The sequence below is a fragment of the Sphingomonas sanguinis genome (assembly GCF_001476905.1).
GTDB classification, from domain to species: Bacteria; Pseudomonadota; Alphaproteobacteria; order Sphingomonadales; family Sphingomonadaceae; genus Sphingomonas; species Sphingomonas sanguinis_B.
Genome location: NZ_LDTE01000044.1, coordinates 1 through 23437, shown reverse-complemented (window position 1 = coordinate 23437; position 23437 = coordinate 1). Strand labels below are relative to the sequence as shown.

Sequence of the window (23437 nt, the reverse complement as noted above, 5' to 3'; positions counted from 1 at the left end):
GATGCCTAACCGGCTCACACGGTCGGAACCGCCGCGCCATAAATCTGGCAATCGGCGCGTTTGGTTCCCGTCAGACTTCCGTCGTTCCGCAGCGAATAGCTGGTCCGTTCGCGGACATTGAAGGCCAGGACGCGCCTGATCGTCAGGTTGCCGAGTGCGGCAGTGACCAAGCTGACCGGGGCGATGGGCTGATAGTCATAGATGACCTCGACCACCATCACCGCCGTACCGCCCGTGGCGGCAATCTGTTTCCCCGGCGTGCCCACGCCGTCCATGGTCGAAACGTTTTCGACCGCGCCATGATCGGCGTTCGTGGTGTCGTCCAGATTGGTGATCGGGCCACCGCCCTCGTTCCTGGGCACGCCGAGCGAGGACGAAGCCGCCAGGGCGCCGGCGCAGCGCTGCCAGCGGAACCATTGACGATAGCCATTGGGGTTGCCGGCGGATACCGGGCCTTGGCCCCCCGAGCCCGTGGTCGTGGTGCGTTGTTCGAGATCGGACAGAATGATCCGACCCTTGGCCGCAAAAGAGAGCGGCTCTCCCATCTTCATGGCGCCGATCATGATCTCCGTGACATCGGCCTCGTCCATCGTGGTCCGAATCCGACCCGCATTATCCGCCACCGCCATCGCGATCTGCGAAACGCGCAAATTGGCCAGCACGTAATTGCCGACCTCCACCCCGCCCAGACCCAGGAGCAGGATTATGGGCGCGGCGAGCGCGAACTCGATCATCGCAACGCCGCGGCCATCGCCCGCCACACCGGCAAACCGCTCCACAAGGCGTTTCATCCGCATTGGATCACCGGCTCCGCCTGCGAGGCATAGGGCTGGTTCTTCAACATCGTGGTCGCGGTCAATGTCGTTACCGGGCTCCATCCCATCAACCGGCTCATGGGAATGATCTCGGGATAGGTCACGGTCGCGGTGTAGAGAACGACGTCATCCGAACCGCCGGTGCCCGCACGTGCGCCATCGGCGTCCCAGACGCCATTTCCGTTGATATCACGAAAACAGTCCCCGGCGTTGTACTGCCCTAGCGGCGGCGTGTCGGTGGTGATCGGCTCGGGCTTGGCGACCTGCTGGAATTTGCCATAGCTGGTGGGCACGACGACGACGTCGGCGTCCCGAGAGATTGCCTTGACGCTGTCGCCGACCATGGCCGTCAATTGCGCCGCCGTCGTGCCCGTCCCGATCGTGACCCGCCGGGCTGCGCGATCCAGGGCATCCTGCACCTGTGTGGCGACATATTGGCGATAGCCCAGGTCGAACAGGCCGCCCATGATCGCGATGGCGGGGAGCGCGATCAGGGCGAACTCCACCACCGTGGCGCCGCGACGGTCGCCACCGATGCGGCGAAGCGCGTCCTTATAGCTCTGTCTCATTGGGTCAGTCTCAACGCGCCGATATTCTTGCCGATTTCGATAAAGCGCGCCATCAATTCTGCTTGGTTCGACGAGGTGGAGGCTTGGCTGGGCGTGCTCGCGCAGTTGGTCAGCGACGAGTCGAGCGTGGTGGCGAAGCCGATCACCCAGATCGAATATCCCATGGACTTGGCGCGCGAGCACAGCAGGTTGAAGCGCTGCTTGTGGCGGTCAAGCTGGTCGTTCTGATCCGAATATTGTCCGCCGGGCGTGACCCGTGCGTCGAGTCTTTCCACGCCGTAGGACGAATAGAGGCTTGCGTATCCGGTGTCGAACAGCCCGTCCGTCATGAAGATGATGTATTTCTTGACGGGCATCATGTTGTACGTTTCCGGGTTGTTGCTACCGAAAATGCCCCCGGACGATGCCCAGCGGGCGCCCCACATCATTCCATTGTCATGATAGGTGCCGCCATCGGGATTAAGGGTGTTGAGATACTTGTTCAGGTCGTCCCTGGTCCACCCCTGCATCGATGCGGCTGGAGACGGACACGCAAATTGTGGCTTGAAGGGGTCGTTGCTGTACGCTCGCGCCGGATAACTCGTGTACTCAACCTCGGGCCAATAGGGTTTCCATTTGGTTTCCGTATTGTTCGGTATCAGATCGATGTTGAGATCCGTCGCGCCGACCGGAATGGCCGTATCGTTCGGGCCCATCCGCACGGTCTGTCGTTCTTCGACGCACCCTGCCCAGGTCACTTTCCTGGGCGTGTTTTGAACCGGCGTAATGCCTCTGTCATCGGCGGTGCCGACCAGGTCCGCCACATCGACGCTCGCCCCGGACACATATCGCGAGGTGTCGAAACTACGGGGAAGATAGTTGAAATAGGTGCAGATACCGCGTCCGGAATCATAGCTGCCATACCAGTATGAGCAACTTCTGGAGCTCATATACTCCCTCACGACCTGCCGGGATTGATAAGTCCAGGGGCCGGACAGCATGTAATTGGGATTGGCGGCACGGATCGCTGCACCGATGTTGACGGCGCTGGCGTAGGGAACGACGCCGTAGCGAAGGCGCATGCCCGATGCGGTCAGTTGCTTCTGAATCGGTTCCAGTTGATCGTACAGCGCCAGCACGGCCGAACGCAGCGCTTCGATCTTGGTCTGGGAGTCGCTGGACGTCGCCTTGTCCCGCATCGAGCCGGTCGTATCCAGCACGAAGACGATGTCGGTGTTCACGAAATCCTGGGACGCATTGCAACTGACGCTCACCGGCAGCTCGACAAATCCGAATATCCGCATCAGCGACGTCGGAACCGTGGTGGCGGCATTGATGACGACGGTCGTCTTCGAGTCCGTGGTGCTGGAGATAGAGGGGGTGAACGGCTTCGATCCGAACATGCCCTGTTGAAAGTTGAAATTGAAGAATTTGGTGGCCTCGGCCCTCACGCCGTCGTCGACGGTGCCGTCGGTCATCGCGCGTCGACCCGCCAGAACCGCCGCGTCGCACGCGATCTGCATCTGCTTGCGCGTCACATATTCGGTGCCGAGATCAATGGCCGACCCGATGAGCGCGACGAGTGGAATGAGGAAAAATGCCCACAAAGTCATGACATTGCCGCGTCGATTGGCGGTGAGTCCGGCCAGGACACCTGACTCCGTGGAACGTGATGGCCACCGCAGTCGGGGCAAACCACAAGACGGAAGTCGGCAGTTCATCCGGCGGCCGTACCGGCATAACGTAAACGGCAGGTTTACGAGGACGGGGCGATCTTGACGAGCGGCCTGTAGGGCAGGGCGGCGTATGCTCGATAACCCTGCGGGTATCGTTCGGATATGAAGTTGGTGTTGGACGGACCGCGCCGTCCCCGACATGCTTGCCACCACAACGGCGAGAGCTGCGGACCAGTCGCAACGACCGAATGCGATATCCTGTGGAGAGGAAGCGTATGATGGGTATCATGCCACTCGATGGTGTTCGGCATGCTGACCTTTTCAGGAGCGTCGGGCAGGATCGATTCCGGTCCAAGCGGCGCCTGGGGCGATCCCAAGGACCTGCTGTCTCACATCCCTTCTCGGCAGGCCCGATGCGGGTTTTCTTTGGCTCGGAGCGTCATCGGCCCGTGTCCGACCGCACCCACGCCCTAATGGACGACTGAACGCAGAGCCACTCAGCACCGCGCCGTCCCACATCTCAACGATCATGATGGAGAGCGAAATGACATCCCTGCTCGACGCCGCGCATCTCGACGGCCGGTTCTTCGACGGACACTGGATCGAGGGCGGCCAAGGCTATGACGTCCTCGAACCGGCGACTGGCGCGGTTTTGGCACGGGCCGCCTCGGTCGATGCCGCCACGGTCACCAAAACGGCGACGGCGGCCCGCGCCGCGCAGCAGGGCTGGGCCGCGGCGACGGCGGATGTCCGGGCGGGCGTCTTCGTGCAGGCGGCGGCGCTGGCGCGGGCGCATGCCGAGGAGATCGTGACCTGGACCATGCGGGAAAGCGGCTCGGTGCGCGCCAAGGCGGAGTTCGAGCTGGCGATCACGATCAAGGCGATCGAGCTGGCGGCGGCGATGCCGCATCAGGCGCAGGGGCTCGTCCTGCCCAGCGAGCCGGGGCGGCTGAGCCTGGCGCGCCGTCGTCCGCTCGGCGTGGTCGGGGTGATCGCGCCGTTCAACTTTCCGCTCTATCTGGCGATGCGCGCGGTGGCGCCCGCGCTGGCGGTCGGCAATGCGGTGATGCTCAAGCCCGACCCGCGCACGGCGATCTGCGGCGGGCTGGTGATCGCGCGTCTGTTCGAGCTGGTGGGTCTGCCCGCCGGCGTGCTGTCCGTGCTGCCCGGCGGCGGCGAGGCGGGGGCGGCACTGTGCGCGGACCCGAATGTCGCGATGATCCAGTTCACCGGCTCGACCGGGGCGGGCCGAAAGGTCGGCGAGGCGGCGAGCCGTCACCTCAAGAAGGTCTCGCTGGAACTGGGTGGCAAGAACACGCTGATCGTTCTGGACGATGCCGATCTCGACCTCGCGACGCGCAACGCCGCCTGGGGGGCATGGCTGCATCAGGGGCAGATCTGCATGACGGCCGGGCGCATTCTGGTGCATCGTGCGATCTTCGACGCCTTTGCTACCCGACTGGCCGAGAAGGCGAAGGCGCTGCCGGTGGGCGATCCGATGTCGGGCACGGTCGCGATCGGCCCGCTGATCAGCCAGCCGCAACTCGACCATGCGGTCGATATCGTCGAACGCAGCGTCGCCGCCGGTGCGCGCCTTCTGGCGGGCGGCAAGGCCGAGGGACTATGCCTCGCCCCGACCGTGCTGGAAGGGGTAAAGCCGGGCATGGCGGCGTTCGAGGAGGAGATTTTCGGCCCGGTCGCGGTGCTGGTGCCGTTTGACACGGACGACGAGGCGGTCGCGCTCGCCAACGACACCGAATACGGCCTGTCGGCGGCGGTGATCTCGAAGGATGTCGGCCGGGCCATGGCGCTGGGCGAACGGCTGCGCGCGGGCCTGCTCCACATCAACGATCAGACGGTGAACGACGAGGTGGTCAATCCCTTCGGCGGCGTGGGCGCTTCCGGTAACGGCTCCGCGATCGGCGGCCCGGCCAATTGGGAGGAGTTCACCCATTGGCAGTGGGTGACGGTGAAGGGCGCCGCGCCCGCCTATCCCTTCTGACCGCCCACCCAACCACATATCATGATGCAGGAGACGATAATGACTGAGATGCGCAGCATCACCACCGCCGTGGTTCGCGACCAGGGCGCCCCCTTTGCGATCGAGGAAGCGAAGATCGCGTCACCGCAAGGGGGCGAGGTGCTCGTGCGGATCGTGGCGGTGGGGGTGTGCCACACCGACATCATCGTGCGCGACCAATATTACCCGGTGCCGCTGCCCGCCGTCCTCGGCCATGAAGGCGCGGGCGTGGTCGAGGCGGTGGGCCCGGGCGTGACCGCCGTCGCGCCGGGCGACCATGTCGTGCTCAGCTTCGCGTCCTGCGGCGTCTGCGGTCCGTGCCTGACTGGGCACCCGGCGCATTGCGGCGACTTCTTCGCGCTGAACTTCGGCGGTGGCCGCAAGGACGGCTCGACGGCCACGTGCGATGCCCATGGCGGGGCGCTGCACGATCACTTCTTCGGCCAGTCCTCCTTTGGCAGTTTCGCGATGGCACACGAGCGCAACATCGTGAAGGTCGCGAAGGACGCGCCGCTGGAACTGCTCGGGCCGCTCGGCTGCGGTATCCAGACCGGGGCAGGGGCCGTGCTGCGCGCGCTGGAAGTGCCGTCGGGGGCGAGCTTCGCCGCGTTCGGCTCGGGCGCGGTGGGCCTCAGCGCGATCATGGCGGCGCGCGTCGCGGGCGCGACCACGATCATCGCGGTCGACGTGACGACCAGCCGACTCGACCTCGCGAAGGAACTGGGCGCCACGCATGTCGTCAATAGCCGCGAAACCGATGCGGTGGAAGCGATCCGCGAGATCACTGGCGGCGGCGCGGACTTCACGCTGGAGAGCAGCGGTCGGCCAGAGGTGCTGCGCCAGGCGATCGACGCGCTGACCATCATGGGGACCTGCGGCATCGTCGGCGCGCCCAAGCTGGGCACCGAAGCGAGCTTCGACGTGAACATGGTCATGGTGCCGGGCAAGCGCATCATGGGCATCGTGGAGGGCGATGTCGTGCCGCAGGTCTTCATCCCCGAGCTGATCGCGCTCCACGCCCAGGGGCGCTTCCCCTTCGACCGGCTGGTGAAATTCTATGATTTCGCCGATATCAATCAGGCGGTCGCCGACAGCGAGAGCGGCGTGACGATCAAGCCCATTCTGCGGCTGCCCGCCTGATGGCAAAGCGGGCGGGGGACGCCTGCCCCCGCCCGTCCCGGGCGTCAGACCCGCTCGATCATCAGGGCAATGCCCTGACCCACGCCGATGCACATGAAGGCCAGCGCATAGCGCCCTTGCGTCCTGTGCAGTTCCTCGACGGCGGTCATGACGATCCGCGCGCCCGACATGCCCAGCGGATGCCCCAGTGCGATAGCCCCGCCGTTGCGGTTCACGCGGGGGTCGTCCTGCGCCAGCCCCAGGTCGCGCAGGGTTGCGATCGCCTGGCTGGCAAAGGCTTCGTTGAGTTCGATCACATCGAGATCGTCGATCGCCACGCCGGTCAGGCGGCACAGCTTGCGCGCCGCTTCGATGGGACCGGCGCCCATGATGCGCGGCGCGATCCCGGCGGCGGCCATGCCCAGAATGCGTGCGCGGGGCGTCAAGCCGTATCGCCCCGCCGCCGCTTCGGACGCGACGATCATCGCGGCCGCCCCGTCGTTCAGTCCGGAGGCGTTGCCCGCCGTCACGGTGCCGTCGGCGCGGACGACGGGTTTCAGCTTGGCGAGCACCTCAAGGCTGGTCGCGCGCGGATGCTCGTCCTGCGTGACGATGCGCGGCTCGCCCTTTTTCTGGGGGATGGTGACGGGGACGATCTCGGCCGCCATCCGGCCGCTGGCGATGGCGGCGGCGGCCTTTTCCTGGCTGGCCAGCGCGAACCGGTCCTGATCCTCGCGCGAGATGCGCCATTGATCGGCGACATTCTCGCCGGTCTGCGGCATCGTGTCGACACCATAGGCCGCCTTCATCGCCGGGTTGACGAAACGCCAGCCGAGCGTGGTGTCCTCGATCTTCTGTGCGCGGTCGAAGGCGGAGGCGGCCTTGCCCATGACATAGGGCGCGCGGGTCATGCTCTCGACACCGCCCGCGATGATCAGCTCGGCATCGCCCGAGCGGATCGCCTGCGCCGCGCAGCCGACCGCGTTGAGGCCCGATCCGCACAGTCGGTTGACCGTCGTTCCGGGCACCGCCTCGGGCAGTCCCGCCAGCAATACGGCCATGCGCGCAACGTTGCGATTGTCCTCGCCCGCCTGGTTGGCGCAGCCGAGTATGCTGTCGTCGACCGCGCTCCAGTCGACGCCCGGGTTACGCTCGACCAAGGCGCGGATCGGCACGGCGGCGAGGTCGTCGGCGCGGATATCGGCCAGCGCGCCGTTCAGCCGCCCGATCGGGGTCCGAACGGCGTCGCAGATGAAAGCGGCGGTCATGAGGTCAACTCCGATGGTTCAGGATAGCGTCGGCCAGTGCATCGGGCGCTTCGAGCGGCGCGAGATGGGCGGCGGGAAGGGCGATATGCCGCGCGCCGGGAATGGCCGAGACCAGATGCTCGCCATGGCCGACATAGGGCGTCGAGCTGTCGCGCTCGCCCGAGATCACCAGGGTCGGACAGGCGATCCCACCCAACCGATCGGCCAGGGCCATGTCGCGGATCGCGGCGGCACATCCGGCATAGCCCTCGGCCTGCATGGTGAGCAGCGCGCGACGGATCGTCGCCGCATGGCCGGGTCGCTCGGCGATGAAGGCGGGGGAGAGGAACCGCGACATGGCCAGATCGGCGATCCCCGCCATGCCGTCGCGGCGCACCGTATCGACGCGCGTGGTCCATGCGGCACGGTCCATCGTGGCGGAGGTGCAGATCGGTATCAGGCCCGTCACCCGCTTCGGCATGTCCAGCGCCATCTGCATCGCGATCATGCCGCCCAGCGACACGCCAGCGACCTGGGCCTTGTCCCATCCGGCCGCGTCCATCACCGCCGCGACGTCACGGGCCAGCCAGGCCAAGCTATAGTCGCCCGGCGGCGCGTCCGACGCGCCATGCCCACGGGTGTCGATCCTCAGCAGCGTGGCGTGTTCGCGCAGCAGCTGCAGGACCGGGCTCCACAGGTCCATGTCGGTGCCGATCGAATTGAGCAGCACGAGGCGCGGCCGGTCGGTTTCGCCCTCGACCTTCCAATAGATGTCGGCCCCATTGGATGCGACGAACGGCATCAGACGACGCCTTCCAGCATATCCGCCGCGAATGGTGCCCCGGTCTTCGCCCGGACCTCGTCCAGCGTGACGCCGGGGGCCAGTTCGACCAGCCGCAGCCCCGGCTTGTCGCAGGCCATGACGCACAAATCGGTGACGATCAGGTCGACACAGGCCTTGCCGGTCAGCGGCAGGGTGCAGTCGGGCAGGATCTTCGGGCTGCCGGTCTTGCTGGCATGGTCCATCACGACGACGATGCGCTGGACGCCCGCGACCAGGTCCATCGCGCCGCCCATGCCCTTCACCATCTTGCCCGGGATGGTCCAGTTGGCGATGTCGCCGCCCGCCGAGATCTCCATCGCGCCCAGCACCGCCATGTCGATATGGCCGCCGCGGATCATCGCGAAGCTGTCCGCGCTGGAGAAGAAGCTGGAGGTCGGCAGCGTCGTGACCGTCTGCTTGCCCGCGTTGATCAGGTCCGGGTCGGCCTCGCCCTCATAGGGAAAGGGGCCGATGCCCAGCAGCCCGTTTTCGGACTGCAGCGTCACGTCGATCCCGGCGGGGACATGGTTGGCCACCAGCGTCGGGATGCCGATGCCGAGGTTGACGTAGAAACCGTCCTGAAGTTCGCGGGCGGCGCGCGCCGCCATCTCGTCACGGGTCCAGCTCATGCGACTTCCTCCCGCGCGCGGGTCGTCAGTTTTTCGATACGCTTCTCGTTGATCGTGCTCAGCACGATGCGATCGATATAGATGCCCGGCGTGTGGATGGCGTCGGGGTCGAGCGTGCCCGCCTCGACGATCTCCTCCACCTCGACCACCGTCACCTTGCCGGCGGTCGCCATGTTCGGGTTGAAGTTGCGCGCGGTCTTGCGGAACATCAAATTGCCCGCCGGATCGGCCTTCCACGCCTTGATGATCGATAGATCGGCGCGCAGCCAGGTTTCGCGGACATACTCCTGTCCCTCGAACGTCTCGACCGGCTTGCCCTCGGCGACGACGGTGCCGACGCCGGTCTTCGTATAGAAGGCCGGGATGCCCGCGCCGCCTGCGCGGATGCGCTCGGCGAGCGTGCCTTGCGGGTTGAGCTCAAGCTCCAGCTCGCCCGACAGATATTGCTGCTCGAACAGCTTGTTCTCGCCGACATAGCTAGAGATCATCTTGGCGACCTGACGGCTTTCCAGCAGCATCCAAAGGCCGAAGCCGTCCGCCCCCGCATTGTTGGAAATGACGGTCAGCCCCTTCACCCCGCTCGCGCGGATTTCCGGGATCAGGCTTTCGGGATTGCCTGACAGGCCGAAGCCGCCCGACATGATCGTCATGCCATCGAACAACAGCCCGTCGAGCGCCGCGGCGGGCGAGGGATAAATCTTGCTCTTCATATCGCTCCAGTCAGCCCAGATCGCCACCGGCCACGGGCAGGACCGAGCCGGTGATGTAGGAAGCCTCGTCCGAGGCCAGGAAGAGGATCGGCGCGATCTGCTCGTCCAGCGTGGCATAGCGCCCCAGGAAGGTGGAGCTGGTGACCTGCTCCACCGCCTCGGCCATCCAGGCCTGTTCGCGGGTGTCGTCGCCATTCGGGTTGCGTGGCACGATGCGCGGCGGTGCCTGCGTGCCGCCGGGCGCGGTCGCGACGACGCGGATGCCCGCCGCGCCATATTCCATTGCGAGGGCCTGGGTGAGGGCGTTGATCCCGCCCTTCGCCGCCGAATAGGGAACGCGCCGGATGCCGCGCGTCGCGTTGGACGACACGTTGACGATCGTGCCGCCGCCCTGGCCCAGCATGATCGGCAGGACCGCGTGACAGCCCCACAGCGTCGGCATCAGCGAACGGCGGATTTCCGCCTCGATCTGCTCCGGCTCGAAGGCGGCGAAGGGACGCATGCGGATCGCGCCGCCGACATTGTTGACGAGGATGTCGACGCGGCCAAAGGCGGTCACCGCCGCTGCCATCGCGGCGGCCGCTCCGTCATGGGTTTCGAGGTCGCACACGAAAAACGCCGCCCGCTCGCCCGCTTCCCGCGCGACGTCGGAAACGAAGTCGGCGCGGTCGACCAGCAGGACGGCAGCACCCTCGGCGGCGGCGCGCAGCGCCACGCCGCGGCCGATGCCCTGGGCGGCCCCAGTCACCACCATCACCTTGTCGCGAAAGCGTCCGGCGAATGTCATGCTGCCACCGCAACCGGCGCTTCGCTCGGCGCGAACTTCTCATAGTGGAAATGCCGGGGCTCGACGCCCTTGTCGCGCAGGAAGACGCGCACCGCCTCGACCATGGGCGGCGGCCCACACAGATAGATATCGCAATCGCCCGCGTTCAGGTGCGTATCGGTCAGATGATCGGTGACATAGCCTTTCAGCGGATGCGCGCTCTCGGGATCGGCGACGCACGCGGTCCAGCTCAGCGAGGGGAGGCGGCCTGCCAGCGCCTCGATCCGTGGGACCTCGACCATGTCGCCGTCTCGGGTCACGCCGTAGATCAAGTGGAGCGGCTGGTCCGTCCCGGTATCGGCCAACACCTCCAGCATCGACAGGATCGGGGCCAGGCCGGTGCCACCCGCCAGCAGGATCGTCGGCCGCTCCACCGCCCGCAGGAAGAAGCTGCCTTGCGGGCCGACGAAGCTCATGCGCGCGCCGGGCTTGGCGACAGATGTCAGCCATCCGCTCATCAGCCCGCCGGGCATGTTGCGGATCAGGAAGCTGGCCTCCGCCGCGCCGGGTTTGGAACTGAAGGAATAAGCGCGGTGCTGGTCCGTGCCCGGCACCGCCAGATTCACATATTGGCCGGGCAGGAAGCCGAGCGCGGCTGGATCGTCCAGCCGCAGGGTGAGGAGGATCGTGCTGTCGGACACCAGGTCCACCGCCGCCACGGCACCCTCATGCACGGCGGGCTTCACCTTGCAGGCGGTGGAGGGGACGGGCACCGCGACGACGCAATCGGACGAGACGCGCATCTGGCAGGTCAGGACCAGCCCTTCCTCCGCCTCGTCGGCGGTCAGCGCCTCGTCGATATAGTCGTCGCCGAGATCATAGGCGCCCTGTTCGCAGCGGCATTTGCAGGTGCCGCACACGCCGTCGGAACAGTCCATCGGCAGGTTGATCCTCTGGCGGAACGCGGCGTCCAGCACCGTCTCACCCGGGGCGCAGGTGATGAAGCGCGTTGCGCCATCCTCGAAGTTCAATGCGATACTGTAGCCCATGATATCCTCTCCGGGCGCCGGGCATCAGACGTGATAAACGTCGATCACCTGGCGGATATAGTCGTTCTTCAGGACGACCTTCTTGTTGGTGATGAGCGGCTGCGCGCCGGTCGTGTCGATCGTGTAGAAGGACGTGCCGAAGAAGCTCAGCGTCTCGTTGTAGCGGTGGCTCAGCGTGTGCCAGTTGAACCGCACCTGCATTTGCCCGTCTGCCTCGCCGAGGATCTCGACGTTCGATACGGCGTGATTGGTGCGCGGCTCGGGCATGCTCGCCCCCGATCGCTCGGTCTTGATCCGGAAGACGCGGTCCTCCAGCCCGGTGCGATCGGGATAGTAGATGAGCGAAATCTCGCGCTGCGGGTCCTCCACCAGCATGTCGTCATCGTCCCAGGCGGGCATCCAGAAGACCGCGTGCGGGGCGTAGCAGTCCAGCCACTCGTCCCATTGCCGATCGTCGAGCAGCCGTGCCTCGCGGTAGAGGAAGGCGAGGAGCCGGTCGTAGGTCAGGCTCATGCCGCCACCTCCAGCCGGTCGACCGGGCGCAGCGTGGCACCGCCATTCCCGCCGCCGTCGCGGTTGATCGCGGCGATCAGCGACTGCGCCCAATATTCATGCTGGCGGACGAACAGCCCCTCGTCCTCGCTGCGCTCGCCGCTGAGCAGCGGTTCGATGCCCATGGCGCGCGCGTTTCCGTCCGGCCCGGCGATCCAACGCGTCGCCCCGCGGCTCAGGTCGTTCCACAGTTCGCCCGCGCCCTCATAGGCCTTCTGGCAAGAGCGGAATTCCTCCAGATCGTCGGGCGTGCCCATGCCGCTGACGTTGAAGAAATCCTCATATTGCCGGATGCGCAAGGCGCGGTCGGCGTTGCTCTCGCCCTTCGGCGCGAAGCAATAGATGGTCACTTCGGTGCGATCGACCGAGATCGGGCGGACGACCCGGATTTGGGTCGAGAACTGGTCCATCAGATAGACGTTGGGATAGAGGCACAGATTGCGGGTCTGCCCGACGATGAATTCCGCGCGCTCCTCGCCGACCCGCGCCGCCAGCGCCTCGCGATGCGCATAGATCGGGCGAACCTCGGGGTTGAGCAGCTTCGTCCAGAGCAGGATATGGCCGTGGTCGAACGCATAGACGCCGCCGACGCTCTTGGACCAGCCATCGACATCGACCGCCTTGATCGAGTCCTCCGCGCGGCGGTTGGCGGTCGCCGCATAATTCCAGTGGACCGCACTGACATGATAGCCGTCGGCACCGTTTTCGATCTGCAGCTTCCAGTTGCCGTCATAGACATAGGTCGAACTGCCGCGCAGCACTTCCAGCCCGTCAGGTGCCTGGTCGACCATCTGGTCGATGACGATGCGCGTCGAGCCGAGCCAGTCCTCGAGCGGCGGCACGTCGGCGTTCAGGCTGCCGAACAGGAAGCCGCGATAATTCTCGAACCGGGCGACGCGGGTCAGGTCGTGCGACCCTTCGGTATTGAACCCGGCGGGATAATCGCCGGTCTTGCCGTCCTTGACCTTCAGCAGCTTGCCCGCGTTGCTGAAGGTCCAGCCATGGAACTGGCAGGTGAAGCTGCCCTTGTTGCCATGCTTGCGACGGCACAGCATCGCGCCGCGATGCGCGCAGGCGTTGATGACAGCGTTCAGCGTCCCGGTCTTGTCGCGGGTGATGATGATCGGCTGGCGACCGATATAGGTGGTGAGATAGTCGTTATTCTCCGGGATCTGGCTTTCATGCGCCAGATAGACCCAATTGCCCTCGAAGATGTGCTGCATCTCCAGCTCGAACAGCGCGGGGTCGGTGAACACGTCGCGGCGGCACCGGAAGGCCCCGGTGGCGGGATCGTCGACGACGGCGGTGGCAAGGCGTTCGCGAAGGTCGGTCATGACAATATCCTTCCGGGGATCAGGCGACGGCGAGACGGGCGCGGTGCGAGAAGGCTTCCTCCTCGGCATCGTCGGCGCGCTGGAGCTGGAAATCGAAGGCGATGTGCGCGGTGTCGCCCTGGCGGTTCGGCACCGGCAGCAGCCCCTCGCGGGTGCCGAACGCGAAGTCGTCGGCGGCAAAGGGATCGTCGCCGAAATTGATCTGCGTCGTCAGCTGGCGATAGCCGGGCGCCTCGATGAAGAAATGGACATGGGCCGGGCGATTGCCGTGGCGGCCGAGCACCTGCATCAACCGGTCGGAGGCACCGCCGGGCGGTACGCTATAGCCGTTGGGCATCTTGGAATGGAACGCATAGCGCCCATCGTCGCCCAGCCGGATGCGGCGGCGGTTGTTGAACGGCGTCTGCTCGCCGGTGGGGTCGAAATGCGAGTAGAAGCCCTTGGAATTGGCGTGCCAGACATGGAGGATGGCGTTCGTGACCGGCTCGCCGTCCGGTCCCGTGACCCGTCCGGCCATGTAGAGGGTGTCGGTATCGTCGGGATCGTCGGTCAGATTGGCGTCATTGTCGACCAGCGGCGCGCCCTCGACATAGAGCGGCCCCTCGATGGTGCGGGGCGTGCCGCCGCTCTTGCCCGCCTCGGCGTCCTTGGCGTCCATATAGAGGTCGAGGAAATGTTCGAGGCCGACGCCCGGCATCAGCAGCCCGAACTCGCCCGCGCCGTTCTGGAGGAAGTTGACCGCGCCCCAGACTTCGTTCTCGTCGATGTCGTGCTTGACGATCAGCACCATCAGCGATTCCACCAGGTCGCGCAGGATCGCCTTGACGCGCGGATCGCCCTTGTCGGACGCCGTGCCCGCGACGCGGTCGAGCAGATCCTGGATGGCGGGGGTTTTCACGAAGCTGATATCCATCACACTCTCCTATATTCTGTCTGTCCGGCCGCTCGTCGGCGGTCGTGCGGTTCCGATCGTCAGCGGTCGTCGTCGTGGAGGGACGAGGGGTGACGGCACAGCGCCGTCACGCGGATCGTCATGAAGGGGTAGAGCGGCAGGCTCATCAGGATGTCGTGCAACTCGGCATTGGAGCCGACATCGAAGATGCTGACATTGGCGTATTGGCCGACCACCCGCCAGATGTGGCGCCAGGTGCCCGCGCGTTGCAGCTCCTGGAAACGGGCCTTCTCGGCGGCCTTGAGCCGTGCCGCTTCCTCGGCATCGAAGCCGAGCGGAATGTCGACATCCATTTCGACGTGAAACAACATGGTTCAACCTCTTCCCGCGACGACATGAAGGGTAGGGGAGCGACGGTCGCGTCGGTGGAACGCGACGCGGTCCTCGTCCAGCGCGATGCCCAAGCCGGGGCCGGTCGGCACGCTCAGGTGGAAATCGGCATAGTGCAGAGGCTCGGCCAATATGTCTTCGGTCAGCAGGAGTGGGCCGAACAACTCGGTCCCCCAGGCCAGCGACGGCAGGGTCGCGCAGAGATGCGCCGACGCCGCGGTGCCGACCCCGCCCTCCAGCATCGTACCTCCATAGAGCCCGACGCCCCCCGCCTGTGCGATCGTGGCCACGGCATGGGCCGGTAGCAGGCCGCCGGACTGGGCGATCTTGACCGCGAAGACCCGCGCCCCGCCGCACGCCGCAATGGCGAAGGCGTCGGCAGGCCCGTGCAGTGCCTCGTCCGCCATCAACGGGACGACATGTTTGGCGGACAGCCGGGCCATGGCGGCATGATCGTGCCGCGCGACCGGCTGTTCGACCAGATCGACGCCCGCCTCCTCCAGCAGCTTCATGCCGAGATCGGCCTGCGCCTCGCTCCAGTTCTGGTTGACGTCGACGCGCACGCTGCCCCGGTCGCCGACCGCGCGCTTGATCGCGGCGACATGGGCGACATCGGCGCGCACGTCGCGCTTGCCGATCTTGAGCTTGAAGATGTTATGCCGCCGTTCGGCCAGGACCCGTTCGGCCTCCTCGATGTCGCGCGCGGTATCGCCGCTGGCCAGTGTCCAGGCGACCGGCAACCGGTCGCGGATCGCGCCGCCGCCGATCAGCGTGGAGACGGGCACGCCCAGCCGCTTGCCAGCCAGGTCCAGCAGGGCGGTTTCGACCGCGCATTTGGCGAGGTGATTGCCGAAGATGCTCTTGCCGATCTTGGCCATCGCGGCCCCGACCTGCGACGGGTCGCAGGTTTCGAGGACGGGGGCGATATAGGTGTCGATGGCGAGCTTGATGCCCTCCGGGCTTTCTTCGCCATAGCTGAGACCGCCGATGGTCGTGCCTTCGCCGATCCCCTCGACGCCGTCGGAGTCGCGCAGCCGGACCAGCACGATCGACTGGTGATGCATGGTGGCCATCGCGAGCACGTGCGGCCGGATCGTCGGGATATCGACGATATAGGTATCGATCTCGACGATCGTGGCCATAACCTCTTCCTATCCAGTTTTATCCGAATTTCCCCGGAAACTAGGCTTGGCGATCTGGACGCGCAAAGATCATTATGGTCTTCTGGCGATACTTGGAGAGTATGATCCTATGGACCTGCGTCAGCTTCGTTACTTTGTCACGGTGGCCGCCGAGCGGAATTTCAACCGCGCGGCCGAACGGTTGCATATGGCGCAGCCGCCGCTCAGCCGGTCGATCCAGCAACTGGAGGCGGAGGTCGGCGCGTCCCTGATCGACCGGACGAGCCGACCGCTCGCGCTGACCCCGATGGGGCAGCTGTTCCACGATCAGGCGGTGCAGGTGCTGCGGCGCGTCGATGACATGCGGACGATGATGGATGCCGCGATCGCGACCGACCGGCGACGGTTCACCATGGGGTTCGTCGCCTCGACCATCTATGCGCGCCTGCCCGCGCTGATCCGCGAGTTCCGGGCCGAGATGCCCGATGTCGAGCTGACACTGGTCGAAAGCCCGACGCTGGACCAGATCGCGGCGTTGAAGGAGGGGCGGATCGATATCGGTTTCGGCCGTATCCGCTTCGACGATCCGGCGGTGCGGCGCACCGTGCTCCGGCGGGAGTCGCTCGTCGCGGCGGTCCCGATGGGAAGCCATTTGGGTCAGGACGGCGCGCCGGTATCCCTGTCGGCCCTGGCGCGCGAAAAGCTGGTTCTCTATCCCAGTGCATCGCGTCCCAGCTATGCCGATCAGGTCCTGTCGCTGTTCCACGATAATGGCCTGAGCCCGAACCAGATCGTCGAGGCGCGCGAGTTGCAGATCGCGATCGGTCTGGTCGCCGCCGAAGAGGGGGTGGCGGTGATCCCGGAGTCGGTACGCAAGGCGCGGACCGAGGATGTGCGCTATCTAGATCTCGTCGAACCCGCGCATTCGCCGATCATCATGAGCCACCGAGTCGGCGACGCCTCGCCCGAGTTGCGCGCCGTTCTGCGGATCATCGCCCGCAAATATACCGAATGGGGCTATGGCGTGCCCGAAGCGCTGCTGGCGAACCTTGAATAACACACGGCTGCCACCGACCCGCCGGCTTTGGAGAGGATGACAGGATGGACATACGGCAGCTGCGCTATTTCGTGACCGTTGCGCAGGAAGGCAATTTCACCCGTGCCGCCGAGCGTCTCCACATCGCACAACCGCCGCTCAGCCGCCAGATCCAGCAGATCGAGGAACGGGTCGGCGCGACCCTGATCGATCGCTCCGCCAAGCCGCTGCGGCTGACGCCGATCGGCCATCTCGTCTATGACCAGGCGATCAGCATCCTGGCGCGCATGGCCGATATGGATGCGATGATCGCGAAAGCCGTGGTGTCGCAGCAGCGGCGCTTCGCGATCGGCTTCGTCGCCTCCACCATCTATTCGCGCCTCCCCGCGATCATTCGGGCCTATCGGGCGGCGATGCCGTCGGTCGACCTGTCGCTGATCGAGGGCGGCACGCTTTCGCAGATCGCTGCGCTGAAGGACGGACGGATCGATGTCGGCTTCGGGCGTATCCGGTTCGAGGATGACGCCGTGGCGCGGGTGGTGCTGCGCGAGGAGCCGTTGATCGTCGCGCTTCCGGCCACGCATCCGTTGACGGCGGGGGGCGGGGTGTCCCTGGCGTCGCTGGCGACCGACCCGCTGATCCTGTATCCCAACGCCCCGCGACCCAGTTATGCCGATCAGGTCGTCGGCCATTTCCGCGATCTTGGCGTGACCCCGGTTATCGCGCACGAGGTCAGCGAGTTGCAGATCGCGATCGGGCTGGTCGCGGCTGGGGAGGGGGTCTGCATCGTCCCGGCCTCGGTTCGCCGGTCGCGGGTCGACGGCGTCCGCTATCGCCCGCTGGTCGAACCGGTCGCATCGCCGATCATCATGAGCTTTCGCAAGGACGACCGCTCGCCCGAACTGGTCGCCATGGCGGCGGTGATCCGCGAGCGCTACGGCGCCTGGGATTATCCCATCCCCGATGCGATCCTGCGGATGACCGGGGGCGGCTAAGAGGCGTGATCCGGCCAACCTTTTGGGTATGGCCATCATATGGAGTTGGTGTTGGACGCACGATGCGCGCCCCGACATTCTGCCCCTCACGAAAGCGAAATCGCTTCGGGACAAGTCGCACGACAGATAGCGACGGCAGATGGAGAGGAAGCGGAAAATGGCTTCAATACCATATGGATATACGCGAGCTTTGCGAAAGGGCGGGGTGCTCGCCGGTGTTGCGGGATTGTGCATGATGCTGCCGAGCGTGGCACAGGCCCAGCAATCGCCGGACGGCAAGGAGCGGCGATTCTATGTCCGGCTCGGCGCGGCGCGTGTCATGTTCGACGAAAAGGCCGATGTGAAGCTCGCCGGGCAGCCGCTGCCGGGCGCCAACGCCACCGCGTCGAACAACAACGGCGTCAGCCTCGATATCGGCTATTTTCTGACCCCCAACGTGTCGGTCGCGGCGACCGTCGGCGTGCCGCCGACCAGCACGCTGACCGCATCGGGAACGCTGGCGGGGGCGGGCACGCTGGGTAAGGTGACCTATGGTCCCGGCCTCTACAGCGTGCGTTATCATTTCGGGCGTCCGGGCGGGGTGCGGCCTTATATCGGCGGCGGCCTGAACTGGACGATCATCTTCAAGACCGAAGACGGCGTGCTGAAGGATTTCCGCACCAGCAATACCGTCGGTCCCGCGATCACGGGCGGCATCGATGTGCCGCTCAACGAGCGGATCGGTGTGTTCGGCGCGGCCAGCAAGGTCTGGACCAGCACCAACGCCCGCTTCCGGCTTGGCACGCCGAACGGCTTCGTGCCGGGTACGGCGCGCGTCCAGCTCAATCCCCTCATCGCGCAGGTCGGCCTGCAATATCGCTTCTGATCCCCCCGGCTCGAACAGGAAGACATGTCATGACCGTTACCGATATTATCCTGATCCATGGCGCCTGGAACCGCGGCGCCTGCTATGACGCGGTCGTCCCGCTTCTCGAAGCGCGCGGTTACCGCGTCCATGCGCCCGACCTGACCGGCCATACGCCCGGCGATGGCGGCCATTTGTCGGTCGTCGACATGGAGCATTATACCCGCCCCGTCGCAGACATCCTGGCGCGGGCCGAGGGGCAGTCGATCCTTCTGGGGCACAGCATGGGCGGTGCATCCATCTCGTGGCTGGCGCAGCACCATCCCGACAAGGTGGCCGGGCTGATCTACCTGACCGCGTTCCTCACCGCGCCCGGTGTTACGCCGGAAACCTTCGTCCTGCCCGGCGAGCCCAACCGGGGCACGCCTCACGCGCTGGACCTGATCCAGCCGGTCGATGAGGGACGCGGGCTACAGGCGGATTTCTCGCGACTGGAGCGGTTCCGCGAAGTCTTCATGGGCGATTATCCCGGCGAGGGAATGCCGCCTGCCGAACAGTTCATCCAGACCCAGACGACCGTGCCCTTCGGCACGCCCAATCCGATGGAGGGCCGCGCGCTGGATATCCCGCGCCTCTATATCGAGGCGCTGGACGATGTCGGGATTCCGATCGCCGTGCAGCGTCAGATGCAGAAGGAGTTTCCCGGTCCGGTCGCGGTCGTGTCGCTCCCGGCCAGCCATGCGCCCTATTACTCGATGCCCGAACGGCTGGCCGAGGCGATCGCCGATTTCGCCGATGCCCCGGCCGAGTATCGCCAGACGGCGACGGCCGCGTAAGGATTACGGAGGCTATCCATGAAGATCGCGATCATCGGCGCCGGTATCGGCGGACTGACCCTCGCGCTGGCGCTGCGGGCGCGAGGGATCGAGGCGACGCTGTACGAACAGGCGGCGGAGCTGAGCGAGATCGGCGCGGCGGTCGCCCTGTCGGCCAATGCCACCCGTGAGCTACAAAGGCTGGGCCTGATCGACCAGCTGGAGCGGACGGGGGTCGAGCCGACCGAGCTGATCTACCGCGACGGGCTGTCCGGTGATCGCCTGGCGGCCCATGCGGTGCGCAAGGGCGGTGCCTATCGCGATCGGTTCGGCGCGCCCTATCTCGGCATCCACCGCGCCGATCTGCAGACGACGCTGGGCCGCGCGGTCGGGACGGAGCATATCCATCTGGCGCATCGGCTGGAGCGGATCGAGACGGTGGGCGAACGGGTGGCGCTCCACTTCGTCGGACGCGATCCCGTCGAGGCCGATATCGTCGTGGGTGCCGACGGTGTTCGCTCCATCACCCGGCAATGGGTCGGCGGACAGCCGCTACGCTATTCCGGGACCAGCGCGTTTCGCGGCATCGTGCCGGTCGAGCGACTGAACGCTTTGCCCGATCCCCAGGCGATTCAGTTCTGGATCGGCCAGGATGCCCATCTGCTGCATTATGCGATCGGCAGCGATGGCGGGCACGTCAACTTCTTCGCGGTGGTGGAGGGGCCCACCGCCTGGTCCGGTAGCGGCGGGACGGTGCCGATCGAACCGGGGGAAGCGGTGGCGGCCTTCGCCGACTGGCACCCGGCCGTTCGCCAGATGGTCGCAGCGGGTGATGTCGAACGACGCTGGGGCCTGTTCGTGGCTCCGCCGCTTCGCGACTGGCATCGCGGGCCGGTTGTTCTGATCGGCGATGCCGTTCATGCGATGCTGCCGCATCATGGGCAGGGTGCGAATACGACGATCGAGGATGCCATTACCCTGGCGACGATGCTCGATGGTCTGACGTCGTCCAACCGTGATGCGCGCTTTGCCGCCTATCAGAAGGAGCGGGCCCTCCGCACCCGCCTCATCCAGCGCAGCTCATGGGACGCCAATCGCGCGCTCCATACCGATGCGGGCCTTCCCGATGCGACCCGGCACCGTGCGATGCATCGCTTCCCCGAACGCTATGGCTGGATTCACAAGTTCGATGCATCTGCGCGATTGTCAGGCGTCCCAGCCAGCCGTGCGATGGGCAACTGAGGGAATTGGCCATCGTTCGTCCGACCGGCGGCGTAACGGCATGGCACATGGCCGTCCGAGAGACAGGCTGACGACGTCACTTTCCGAAGGAGAGAATCTCAGGGGGGAACGACGCCAATCGGCGGGTGCCCCGATCAGCCGATGCGAGCGCTCGCTCAAGAATGATCGAGCGTGGGGTTCTCCGGCCGCAGGCGGCTTCCGAAAGGCGATGGGAAGGGGGAGGTGCCGCCATCGGGCTGATGCCGAACATCAGGGGTGGTGACCGACCCATGGAATGATGTCCGGGGAGCGGGTCACCCTACCTGTGTGATTGAACGATGGTACGATTGAGGCTGATTGTCACGCGCCGCCATCTCTTCTCCCGATTGCAACAGACCAACCCATGATGTCACTGACAGATTGTCCAAGTGACATGAAACGGGGTTCACGATAATGACTCGATCGTGCAGGCTTTCCGGCATATCCTGGCGCAACGCCACCTTGCGGCGCTGATTTGTGCCGCCGCGATGCTGTTGAAGCTGCTAGTGCCCACCGGCTACATGATCGCATCCGATCACGAGCGGATCGCCCTCACGCTCTGTTCCGGTATGGCGGCTCAGCCTGAGGCGATGGTCATGCCAAGCATGGATCAGCCCATGGCCATGGCGCAGGGCACCATGCGCGACAAAGGCGAGTCGACAGATCACGGCAAGCCTGAAATGCCTTGCGCCTTTGCGGGTCTGTCCGCCCAGGTCTTGGGGGCCGTCGACGTCGTGCTGCTGGCCATCGCGCTTGCCGTCGTCGCGATCATGGCGCTGCGTTCGACCCCACAGGTCGCACCGCGTGCCGCCCCCTATCTGCGACCACCCCTTCGCGGTCCTCCGCTTTCGGTCTGACGAATTGACCGGGAAACCGGCCAGCTAAACCGTCGTCGCGCAGTCCTGTCGGCTGCCGCGCGAACCATGTCTCCTGTCGTTGTTCGGTCGCGCGCGATCGACGATGCGGGGCCTAGATTCAGCTCGAAAGCAAATCCCATGTTCCAAAGCACCATATTCGGCATCGCCGCCCTGTGCGTTGCGACCTCGGCGGTCGCGCAAGTCGCGCCCGCTCCCTTCAGCCTGCCACCGCTTCCCTATACCGCCGCTGCGCTGGAGCCGGTGATCGACGCCCAGACGATGACGATTCATCACGATCGACATCACCAGGCCTATGTCGACGCGCTCAACAAGGCCGTCGCGGCCGATCCGGCGCTGAAGGGCCAGTCGCTCGATGCGTTGGTCGCAAAGGCCGGAACGCTGCCCGTCGCCGTGCGCAATAACGCGGGCGGTCACTGGAATCACAGCTTCTTCTGGAAGACGATGGCCCCGCCCGCGCAGGCAGGACAGCCGTCGCCGGCGCTTGCCGCCGCGATCGATCGCCAGTTCGGCTCGCTCGCCGCGTTCAAGGCCGCGTTCAAGGAGGCCGGAACCAAGCGGTTCGGCTCTGGCTGGGTCTGGCTGGTGGTGAAGGCCGACGGCACGCTCGCCATCACTTCGACGCCCAATCAGGACAATCCGCTGATGGATGTGGCGGAGGTCAAAGGCACGCCGATTCTTGGTAACGATGTGTGGGAACACGCCTACTACCTCAAATACCAGAACCGACGGGCCGATTATCTCGATGGCTGGTGGCAGGTGGTCGACTGGAAAACGGTGTCCGATCGCTACGCCGCGACGCTCACGCGCTGATCCGCCTCCGAAGGCCGAAGGATCGATCACGACTTATCGTGTCGCGTCGAAGCTTGTCGCTGTGCTGACCGCGCCTGCTGTCGGCCACGTCGCCTCGTGCGGCCAAGGTCGAGATTCGCATGATGTCGCTGGAAGGCGGCATCGTGCGGATGCGTCCGCTCGCCGGTGGCGTCGAAAGCTCGGCGGGTAGCGACGCGGTGCTGCCCACCGGCGGCCACCACCTGATGCTGATCGAACTGATCGCGGGCTTTTGCGGATGGGTCGAGGCTTTGGCCCGTCTCTGCATGGCCTGACGCATCCGTTCGCAACCATAACGAACACATTCGGCCCGCTTGGGAGCGGGTCTTGGGGGATTTTATGTCGAAGACCGGTTTGATGGTGGCGGCCGCCACCTCCTGTTTCCTGATCGCTGCGCCGTCCACCGCGCAGCAGCGCGACGATGCACCCGCCCGCGCCGATACGCAGGTCACGATCGGCGGAGACGAGGTTGTCGTTACCGCGAAGTCCATGGCGCGCTCGACCGCCAACGTCCTGACCTCGGTCGACGTGCTGAGCGGTGACGTCGCGCAGCGCCAGAATGTCGACAATGCCTGGGAGCTGTTCGCGCGGCTGCCCGGCGTCGTCCTGACCGATTTCAACCAGGGCACGACCTCGGGCCGCTTCTCGATCCGCGGGTTCAATGGCGAGGGCGAGATCAACGCGGTCAAGCTGCTGATCGATGGCGTGCCGTCCAACGACAATGCCGGGCGCATGCCCTGCGCGAGCGCGCCGAGGGCGGCGATGGTCGAATCATTATCTATATATCCGGTATAATGGATATATTAGCGTTAGCTACAGGATCATCGTAGCTCGCTTTGCAGCTCTCCGTCTCCCGAAAGCACTGGGTCAGCTGTGCGGCGGGTTTGGACAATCGCAAACACGACACGGGGCGGCAGACCTATCTATCGATACGATGAACGAGGGACAGAAAATGGAGAGCTGAAGACAGGCCCTAGGGCTGAGACTCAATCAGAGCCAGAATGCGAGCGCGGTTGCGATGGCGACGCCTGAGAGGAAGTTGACGGCGAGTTTATCGTAGCGGGTAGCGACACGGCGGAAGTCCTTGCGA

25 protein-coding genes and 1 pseudogene are annotated in these 23437 nt (G+C 65.6%); 11 read left to right on the top strand and 15 right to left on the bottom strand.

All coding sequences use genetic code 11. The features are described 5' to 3' along the window. Positions 1 to 14 precede the first annotated feature (14 nt). From SB4_RS08400 to SB4_RS08390, 3 genes are read right to left on the bottom strand one after another with little or no spacing between them, the layout of a single operon-like run. Entirely contained in the window at positions 15 to 878 is an 864-nt protein-coding gene (locus tag SB4_RS08400) for a TadE/TadG family type IV pilus assembly protein (protein WP_241488537.1), read from the bottom strand. Then, positions 788 to 1384 (bottom strand): TadE/TadG family type IV pilus assembly protein, encoded by a 597-nt coding sequence (locus tag SB4_RS08395; protein WP_058733494.1) that lies wholly within the window; start codon positions 1382 to 1384, stop codon positions 788 to 790. The genes SB4_RS08400 and SB4_RS08395 overlap by 91 nt, the downstream gene beginning before the upstream one ends. Beyond that, the gene (locus tag SB4_RS08390) at positions 1381 to 2976 is read right to left on the bottom strand and encodes a pilus assembly protein TadG-related protein (RefSeq protein WP_058752211.1); all 1596 of its coding nucleotides are present in this window, start codon (positions 2974 to 2976) and stop codon (positions 1381 to 1383) included. The genes SB4_RS08395 and SB4_RS08390 overlap by 4 nt, the downstream gene beginning before the upstream one ends. 607 nt (positions 2977 to 3583) lie before the next feature. Between SB4_RS08390 and SB4_RS08385 the strand changes: the two genes are divergently transcribed. Together SB4_RS08385 and SB4_RS08380 are read left to right on the top strand one after the other, a co-directional pair. After that, positions 3584 to 5041 (top strand): benzaldehyde dehydrogenase, encoded by a 1458-nt coding sequence (locus tag SB4_RS08385; RefSeq protein ID WP_206597990.1) that lies wholly within the window; start codon positions 3584 to 3586, stop codon positions 5039 to 5041. 39 nt (positions 5042 to 5080) lie between these two features. Next, positions 5081 to 6199 (top strand): NAD(P)-dependent alcohol dehydrogenase, encoded by a 1119-nt coding sequence (locus SB4_RS08380; protein ID WP_153006137.1) that lies wholly within the window; start codon positions 5081 to 5083, stop codon positions 6197 to 6199. Positions 6200 to 6243: 44 nt separating this feature from the next. Here the strand turns inward: SB4_RS08380 and pcaF are convergent, their stop codons facing one another. From pcaF to SB4_RS08325, 11 genes are read right to left on the bottom strand one after another with little or no spacing between them, the layout of a single operon-like run. Next, the gene (gene pcaF / locus SB4_RS08375; RefSeq protein WP_058752208.1) at positions 6244 to 7446 is read right to left on the bottom strand and encodes a 3-oxoadipyl-CoA thiolase; all 1203 of its coding nucleotides are present in this window, start codon (positions 7444 to 7446) and stop codon (positions 6244 to 6246) included. Positions 7447 to 7450: 4 nt separating this feature from the next. Beyond that, a complete protein-coding gene (gene pcaD / locus SB4_RS08370; protein WP_058752207.1) occupies positions 7451 to 8227 on the bottom strand; it encodes a 3-oxoadipate enol-lactonase in 777 nt (258 codons plus the stop codon). Beyond that, complete coding sequence (locus SB4_RS08365) at positions 8227 to 8877, bottom strand: 3-oxoacid CoA-transferase subunit B (RefSeq protein WP_058752206.1); 651 nt, start codon at positions 8875 to 8877, stop codon at positions 8227 to 8229. The genes pcaD and SB4_RS08365 overlap by 1 nt, the downstream gene beginning before the upstream one ends. Then, complete coding sequence (locus SB4_RS08360) at positions 8874 to 9587, bottom strand: CoA transferase subunit A (protein WP_058752241.1); 714 nt, start codon at positions 9585 to 9587, stop codon at positions 8874 to 8876. The genes SB4_RS08365 and SB4_RS08360 overlap by 4 nt, the downstream gene beginning before the upstream one ends. A 10-nt stretch (positions 9588 to 9597) precedes the next feature. Further along, positions 9598 to 10374 (bottom strand): benzoate diol dehydrogenase BenD, encoded by a 777-nt coding sequence (gene benD / locus SB4_RS08355; RefSeq protein ID WP_058752205.1) that lies wholly within the window; start codon positions 10372 to 10374, stop codon positions 9598 to 9600. Then, positions 10371 to 11402 (bottom strand): benzoate 1,2-dioxygenase electron transfer component BenC, encoded by a 1032-nt coding sequence (gene benC / locus SB4_RS08350; RefSeq protein ID WP_058752204.1) that lies wholly within the window; start codon positions 11400 to 11402, stop codon positions 10371 to 10373. Before benC ends, benD begins: the two co-directional genes overlap by 4 nt. 24 nt (positions 11403 to 11426) lie before the next feature. Further along, on the bottom strand, positions 11427 to 11915 hold the full coding sequence (gene benB / locus SB4_RS08345) for a benzoate 1,2-dioxygenase small subunit (protein ID WP_058752203.1): 489 nt from the start codon (positions 11913 to 11915) through the stop codon (positions 11427 to 11429). After that, a complete protein-coding gene (locus SB4_RS08340) occupies positions 11912 to 13288 on the bottom strand; it encodes a Rieske 2Fe-2S domain-containing protein (RefSeq protein WP_058752202.1) in 1377 nt (458 codons plus the stop codon). The genes benB and SB4_RS08340 overlap by 4 nt, the downstream gene beginning before the upstream one ends. 19 nt (positions 13289 to 13307) lie before the next feature. Continuing rightward, positions 13308 to 14201: a dioxygenase family protein gene (locus tag SB4_RS08335; protein ID WP_058752201.1), complete on the bottom strand. Its 894-nt coding sequence runs from the start codon at positions 14199 to 14201 to the stop codon at positions 13308 to 13310. Positions 14202 to 14260: 59 nt separating this feature from the next. After that, positions 14261 to 14551 (bottom strand): muconolactone Delta-isomerase, encoded by a 291-nt coding sequence (gene catC / locus SB4_RS08330; RefSeq protein ID WP_058752200.1) that lies wholly within the window; start codon positions 14549 to 14551, stop codon positions 14261 to 14263. A 3-nt stretch (positions 14552 to 14554) separates the two neighbouring features. Continuing rightward, complete coding sequence (locus SB4_RS08325) at positions 14555 to 15712, bottom strand: muconate/chloromuconate family cycloisomerase (protein ID WP_058752199.1); 1158 nt, start codon at positions 15710 to 15712, stop codon at positions 14555 to 14557. A 109-nt stretch (positions 15713 to 15821) separates the two neighbouring features. Here SB4_RS08325 and SB4_RS08320 point away from each other — a divergent pair, with 109 nt between their 5' ends. The 9 genes from SB4_RS08320 to SB4_RS08285 all read left to right on the top strand — a co-directional run bounded on the left by SB4_RS08320 (position 15822) and on the right by SB4_RS08285 (position 23142). Then, positions 15822 to 16748, top strand: coding sequence for a LysR family transcriptional regulator (locus SB4_RS08320; RefSeq protein WP_058752198.1), 927 nt, complete (start codon positions 15822 to 15824; stop codon positions 16746 to 16748). Positions 16749 to 16792: 44 nt separating this feature from the next. Further along, positions 16793 to 17722: a LysR family transcriptional regulator gene (locus SB4_RS08315; RefSeq protein WP_058752197.1), complete on the top strand. Its 930-nt coding sequence runs from the start codon at positions 16793 to 16795 to the stop codon at positions 17720 to 17722. A gap of 232 nt (positions 17723 to 17954) precedes the next feature. Next, complete coding sequence (locus SB4_RS08310) at positions 17955 to 18587, top strand: OmpW/AlkL family protein (protein ID WP_058752196.1); 633 nt, start codon at positions 17955 to 17957, stop codon at positions 18585 to 18587. Between the two features lie 29 nt (positions 18588 to 18616). Beyond that, a complete protein-coding gene (locus SB4_RS08305) occupies positions 18617 to 19402 on the top strand; it encodes an alpha/beta fold hydrolase (RefSeq protein WP_058752195.1) in 786 nt (261 codons plus the stop codon). An 18-nt stretch (positions 19403 to 19420) separates the two neighbouring features. Then, positions 19421 to 20623 carry an FAD-dependent monooxygenase gene (locus tag SB4_RS08300; protein ID WP_058752194.1) on the top strand — a complete coding sequence of 401 codons (1203 nt, stop codon included), beginning with the start codon at positions 19421 to 19423 and terminating at the stop codon, positions 20621 to 20623. Positions 20624 to 21066: 443 nt separating this feature from the next. Next, entirely contained in the window at positions 21067 to 21498 is a 432-nt protein-coding gene (locus tag SB4_RS08295; protein WP_058752193.1) for a DUF2946 family protein, read from the top strand. Between the two features lie 138 nt (positions 21499 to 21636). Next, complete coding sequence (locus SB4_RS08290; protein ID WP_058752192.1) at positions 21637 to 22329, top strand: superoxide dismutase; 693 nt, start codon at positions 21637 to 21639, stop codon at positions 22327 to 22329. 74 nt (positions 22330 to 22403) lie between these two features. Further along, complete coding sequence (locus SB4_RS18895) at positions 22404 to 22622, top strand: copper chaperone PCu(A)C domain-containing protein (RefSeq protein WP_082670066.1); 219 nt, start codon at positions 22404 to 22406, stop codon at positions 22620 to 22622. Positions 22623 to 22686: 64 nt separating this feature from the next. After that, complete coding sequence (locus tag SB4_RS08285) at positions 22687 to 23142, top strand: TonB-dependent receptor plug domain-containing protein (RefSeq protein WP_058752191.1); 456 nt, start codon at positions 22687 to 22689, stop codon at positions 23140 to 23142. Positions 23143 to 23337: 195 nt separating this feature from the next. On the opposite strand, the pseudogene SB4_RS19530 reads toward SB4_RS08285, so the two are convergent. Beyond that, positions 23338 to 23437, bottom strand: a pseudogene (locus tag SB4_RS19530) (IS5/IS1182 family transposase); the annotation flags it as partial.

What these genes read in the sequence shown, in the direction of transcription:
- SB4_RS08400 (WP_241488537.1), bottom strand. Translation starts at nt 878, where the DNA reads ATGGAGCCCGGTAACGACATTGACCGCGACCACGATGTTGAAGAACCA.
- SB4_RS08395 (WP_058733494.1), bottom strand. Translation starts at nt 1,384, where the DNA reads ATGAGACAGAGCTATAAGGACGCGCTTCGCCGCATCGGTGGCGACCGT.
- SB4_RS08390 (WP_058752211.1), bottom strand. Translation starts at nt 2,976, where the DNA reads ATGACTTTGTGGGCATTTTTCCTCATTCCACTCGTCGCGCTCATCGGG.
- SB4_RS08385 (WP_206597990.1), top strand. Translation starts at nt 3,584, where the DNA reads ATGACATCCCTGCTCGACGCCGCGCATCTCGACGGCCGGTTCTTCGAC.
- SB4_RS08380 (WP_153006137.1), top strand. Translation starts at nt 5,081, where the DNA reads ATGACTGAGATGCGCAGCATCACCACCGCCGTGGTTCGCGACCAGGGC.
- pcaF (WP_058752208.1), bottom strand. Translation starts at nt 7,446, where the DNA reads ATGACCGCCGCTTTCATCTGCGACGCCGTTCGGACCCCGATCGGGCGG.
- pcaD (WP_058752207.1), bottom strand. Translation starts at nt 8,227, where the DNA reads ATGCCGTTCGTCGCATCCAATGGGGCCGACATCTATTGGAAGGTCGAG.
- SB4_RS08365 (WP_058752206.1), bottom strand. Translation starts at nt 8,877, where the DNA reads ATGAGCTGGACCCGTGACGAGATGGCGGCGCGCGCCGCCCGCGAACTT.
- SB4_RS08360 (WP_058752241.1), bottom strand. Translation starts at nt 9,587, where the DNA reads ATGAAGAGCAAGATTTATCCCTCGCCCGCCGCGGCGCTCGACGGGCTG.
- benD (WP_058752205.1), bottom strand. Translation starts at nt 10,374, where the DNA reads ATGACATTCGCCGGACGCTTTCGCGACAAGGTGATGGTGGTGACTGGG.
- benC (WP_058752204.1), bottom strand. Translation starts at nt 11,402, where the DNA reads ATGGGCTACAGTATCGCATTGAACTTCGAGGATGGCGCAACGCGCTTC.
- benB (WP_058752203.1), bottom strand. Translation starts at nt 11,915, where the DNA reads ATGAGCCTGACCTACGACCGGCTCCTCGCCTTCCTCTACCGCGAGGCA.
- SB4_RS08340 (WP_058752202.1), bottom strand. Translation starts at nt 13,288, where the DNA reads ATGACCGACCTTCGCGAACGCCTTGCCACCGCCGTCGTCGACGATCCC.
- SB4_RS08335 (WP_058752201.1), bottom strand. Translation starts at nt 14,201, where the DNA reads ATGGATATCAGCTTCGTGAAAACCCCCGCCATCCAGGATCTGCTCGAC.
- catC (WP_058752200.1), bottom strand. Translation starts at nt 14,551, where the DNA reads ATGTTGTTTCACGTCGAAATGGATGTCGACATTCCGCTCGGCTTCGAT.
- SB4_RS08325 (WP_058752199.1), bottom strand. Translation starts at nt 15,712, where the DNA reads ATGGCCACGATCGTCGAGATCGATACCTATATCGTCGATATCCCGACG.
- SB4_RS08320 (WP_058752198.1), top strand. Translation starts at nt 15,822, where the DNA reads ATGGACCTGCGTCAGCTTCGTTACTTTGTCACGGTGGCCGCCGAGCGG.
- SB4_RS08315 (WP_058752197.1), top strand. Translation starts at nt 16,793, where the DNA reads ATGGACATACGGCAGCTGCGCTATTTCGTGACCGTTGCGCAGGAAGGC.
- SB4_RS08310 (WP_058752196.1), top strand. Translation starts at nt 17,955, where the DNA reads ATGATGCTGCCGAGCGTGGCACAGGCCCAGCAATCGCCGGACGGCAAG.
- SB4_RS08305 (WP_058752195.1), top strand. Translation starts at nt 18,617, where the DNA reads ATGACCGTTACCGATATTATCCTGATCCATGGCGCCTGGAACCGCGGC.
- SB4_RS08300 (WP_058752194.1), top strand. Translation starts at nt 19,421, where the DNA reads ATGAAGATCGCGATCATCGGCGCCGGTATCGGCGGACTGACCCTCGCG.
- SB4_RS08290 (WP_058752192.1), top strand. Translation starts at nt 21,637, where the DNA reads ATGTTCCAAAGCACCATATTCGGCATCGCCGCCCTGTGCGTTGCGACC.
- SB4_RS08285 (WP_058752191.1), top strand. Translation starts at nt 22,687, where the DNA reads ATGTCGAAGACCGGTTTGATGGTGGCGGCCGCCACCTCCTGTTTCCTG.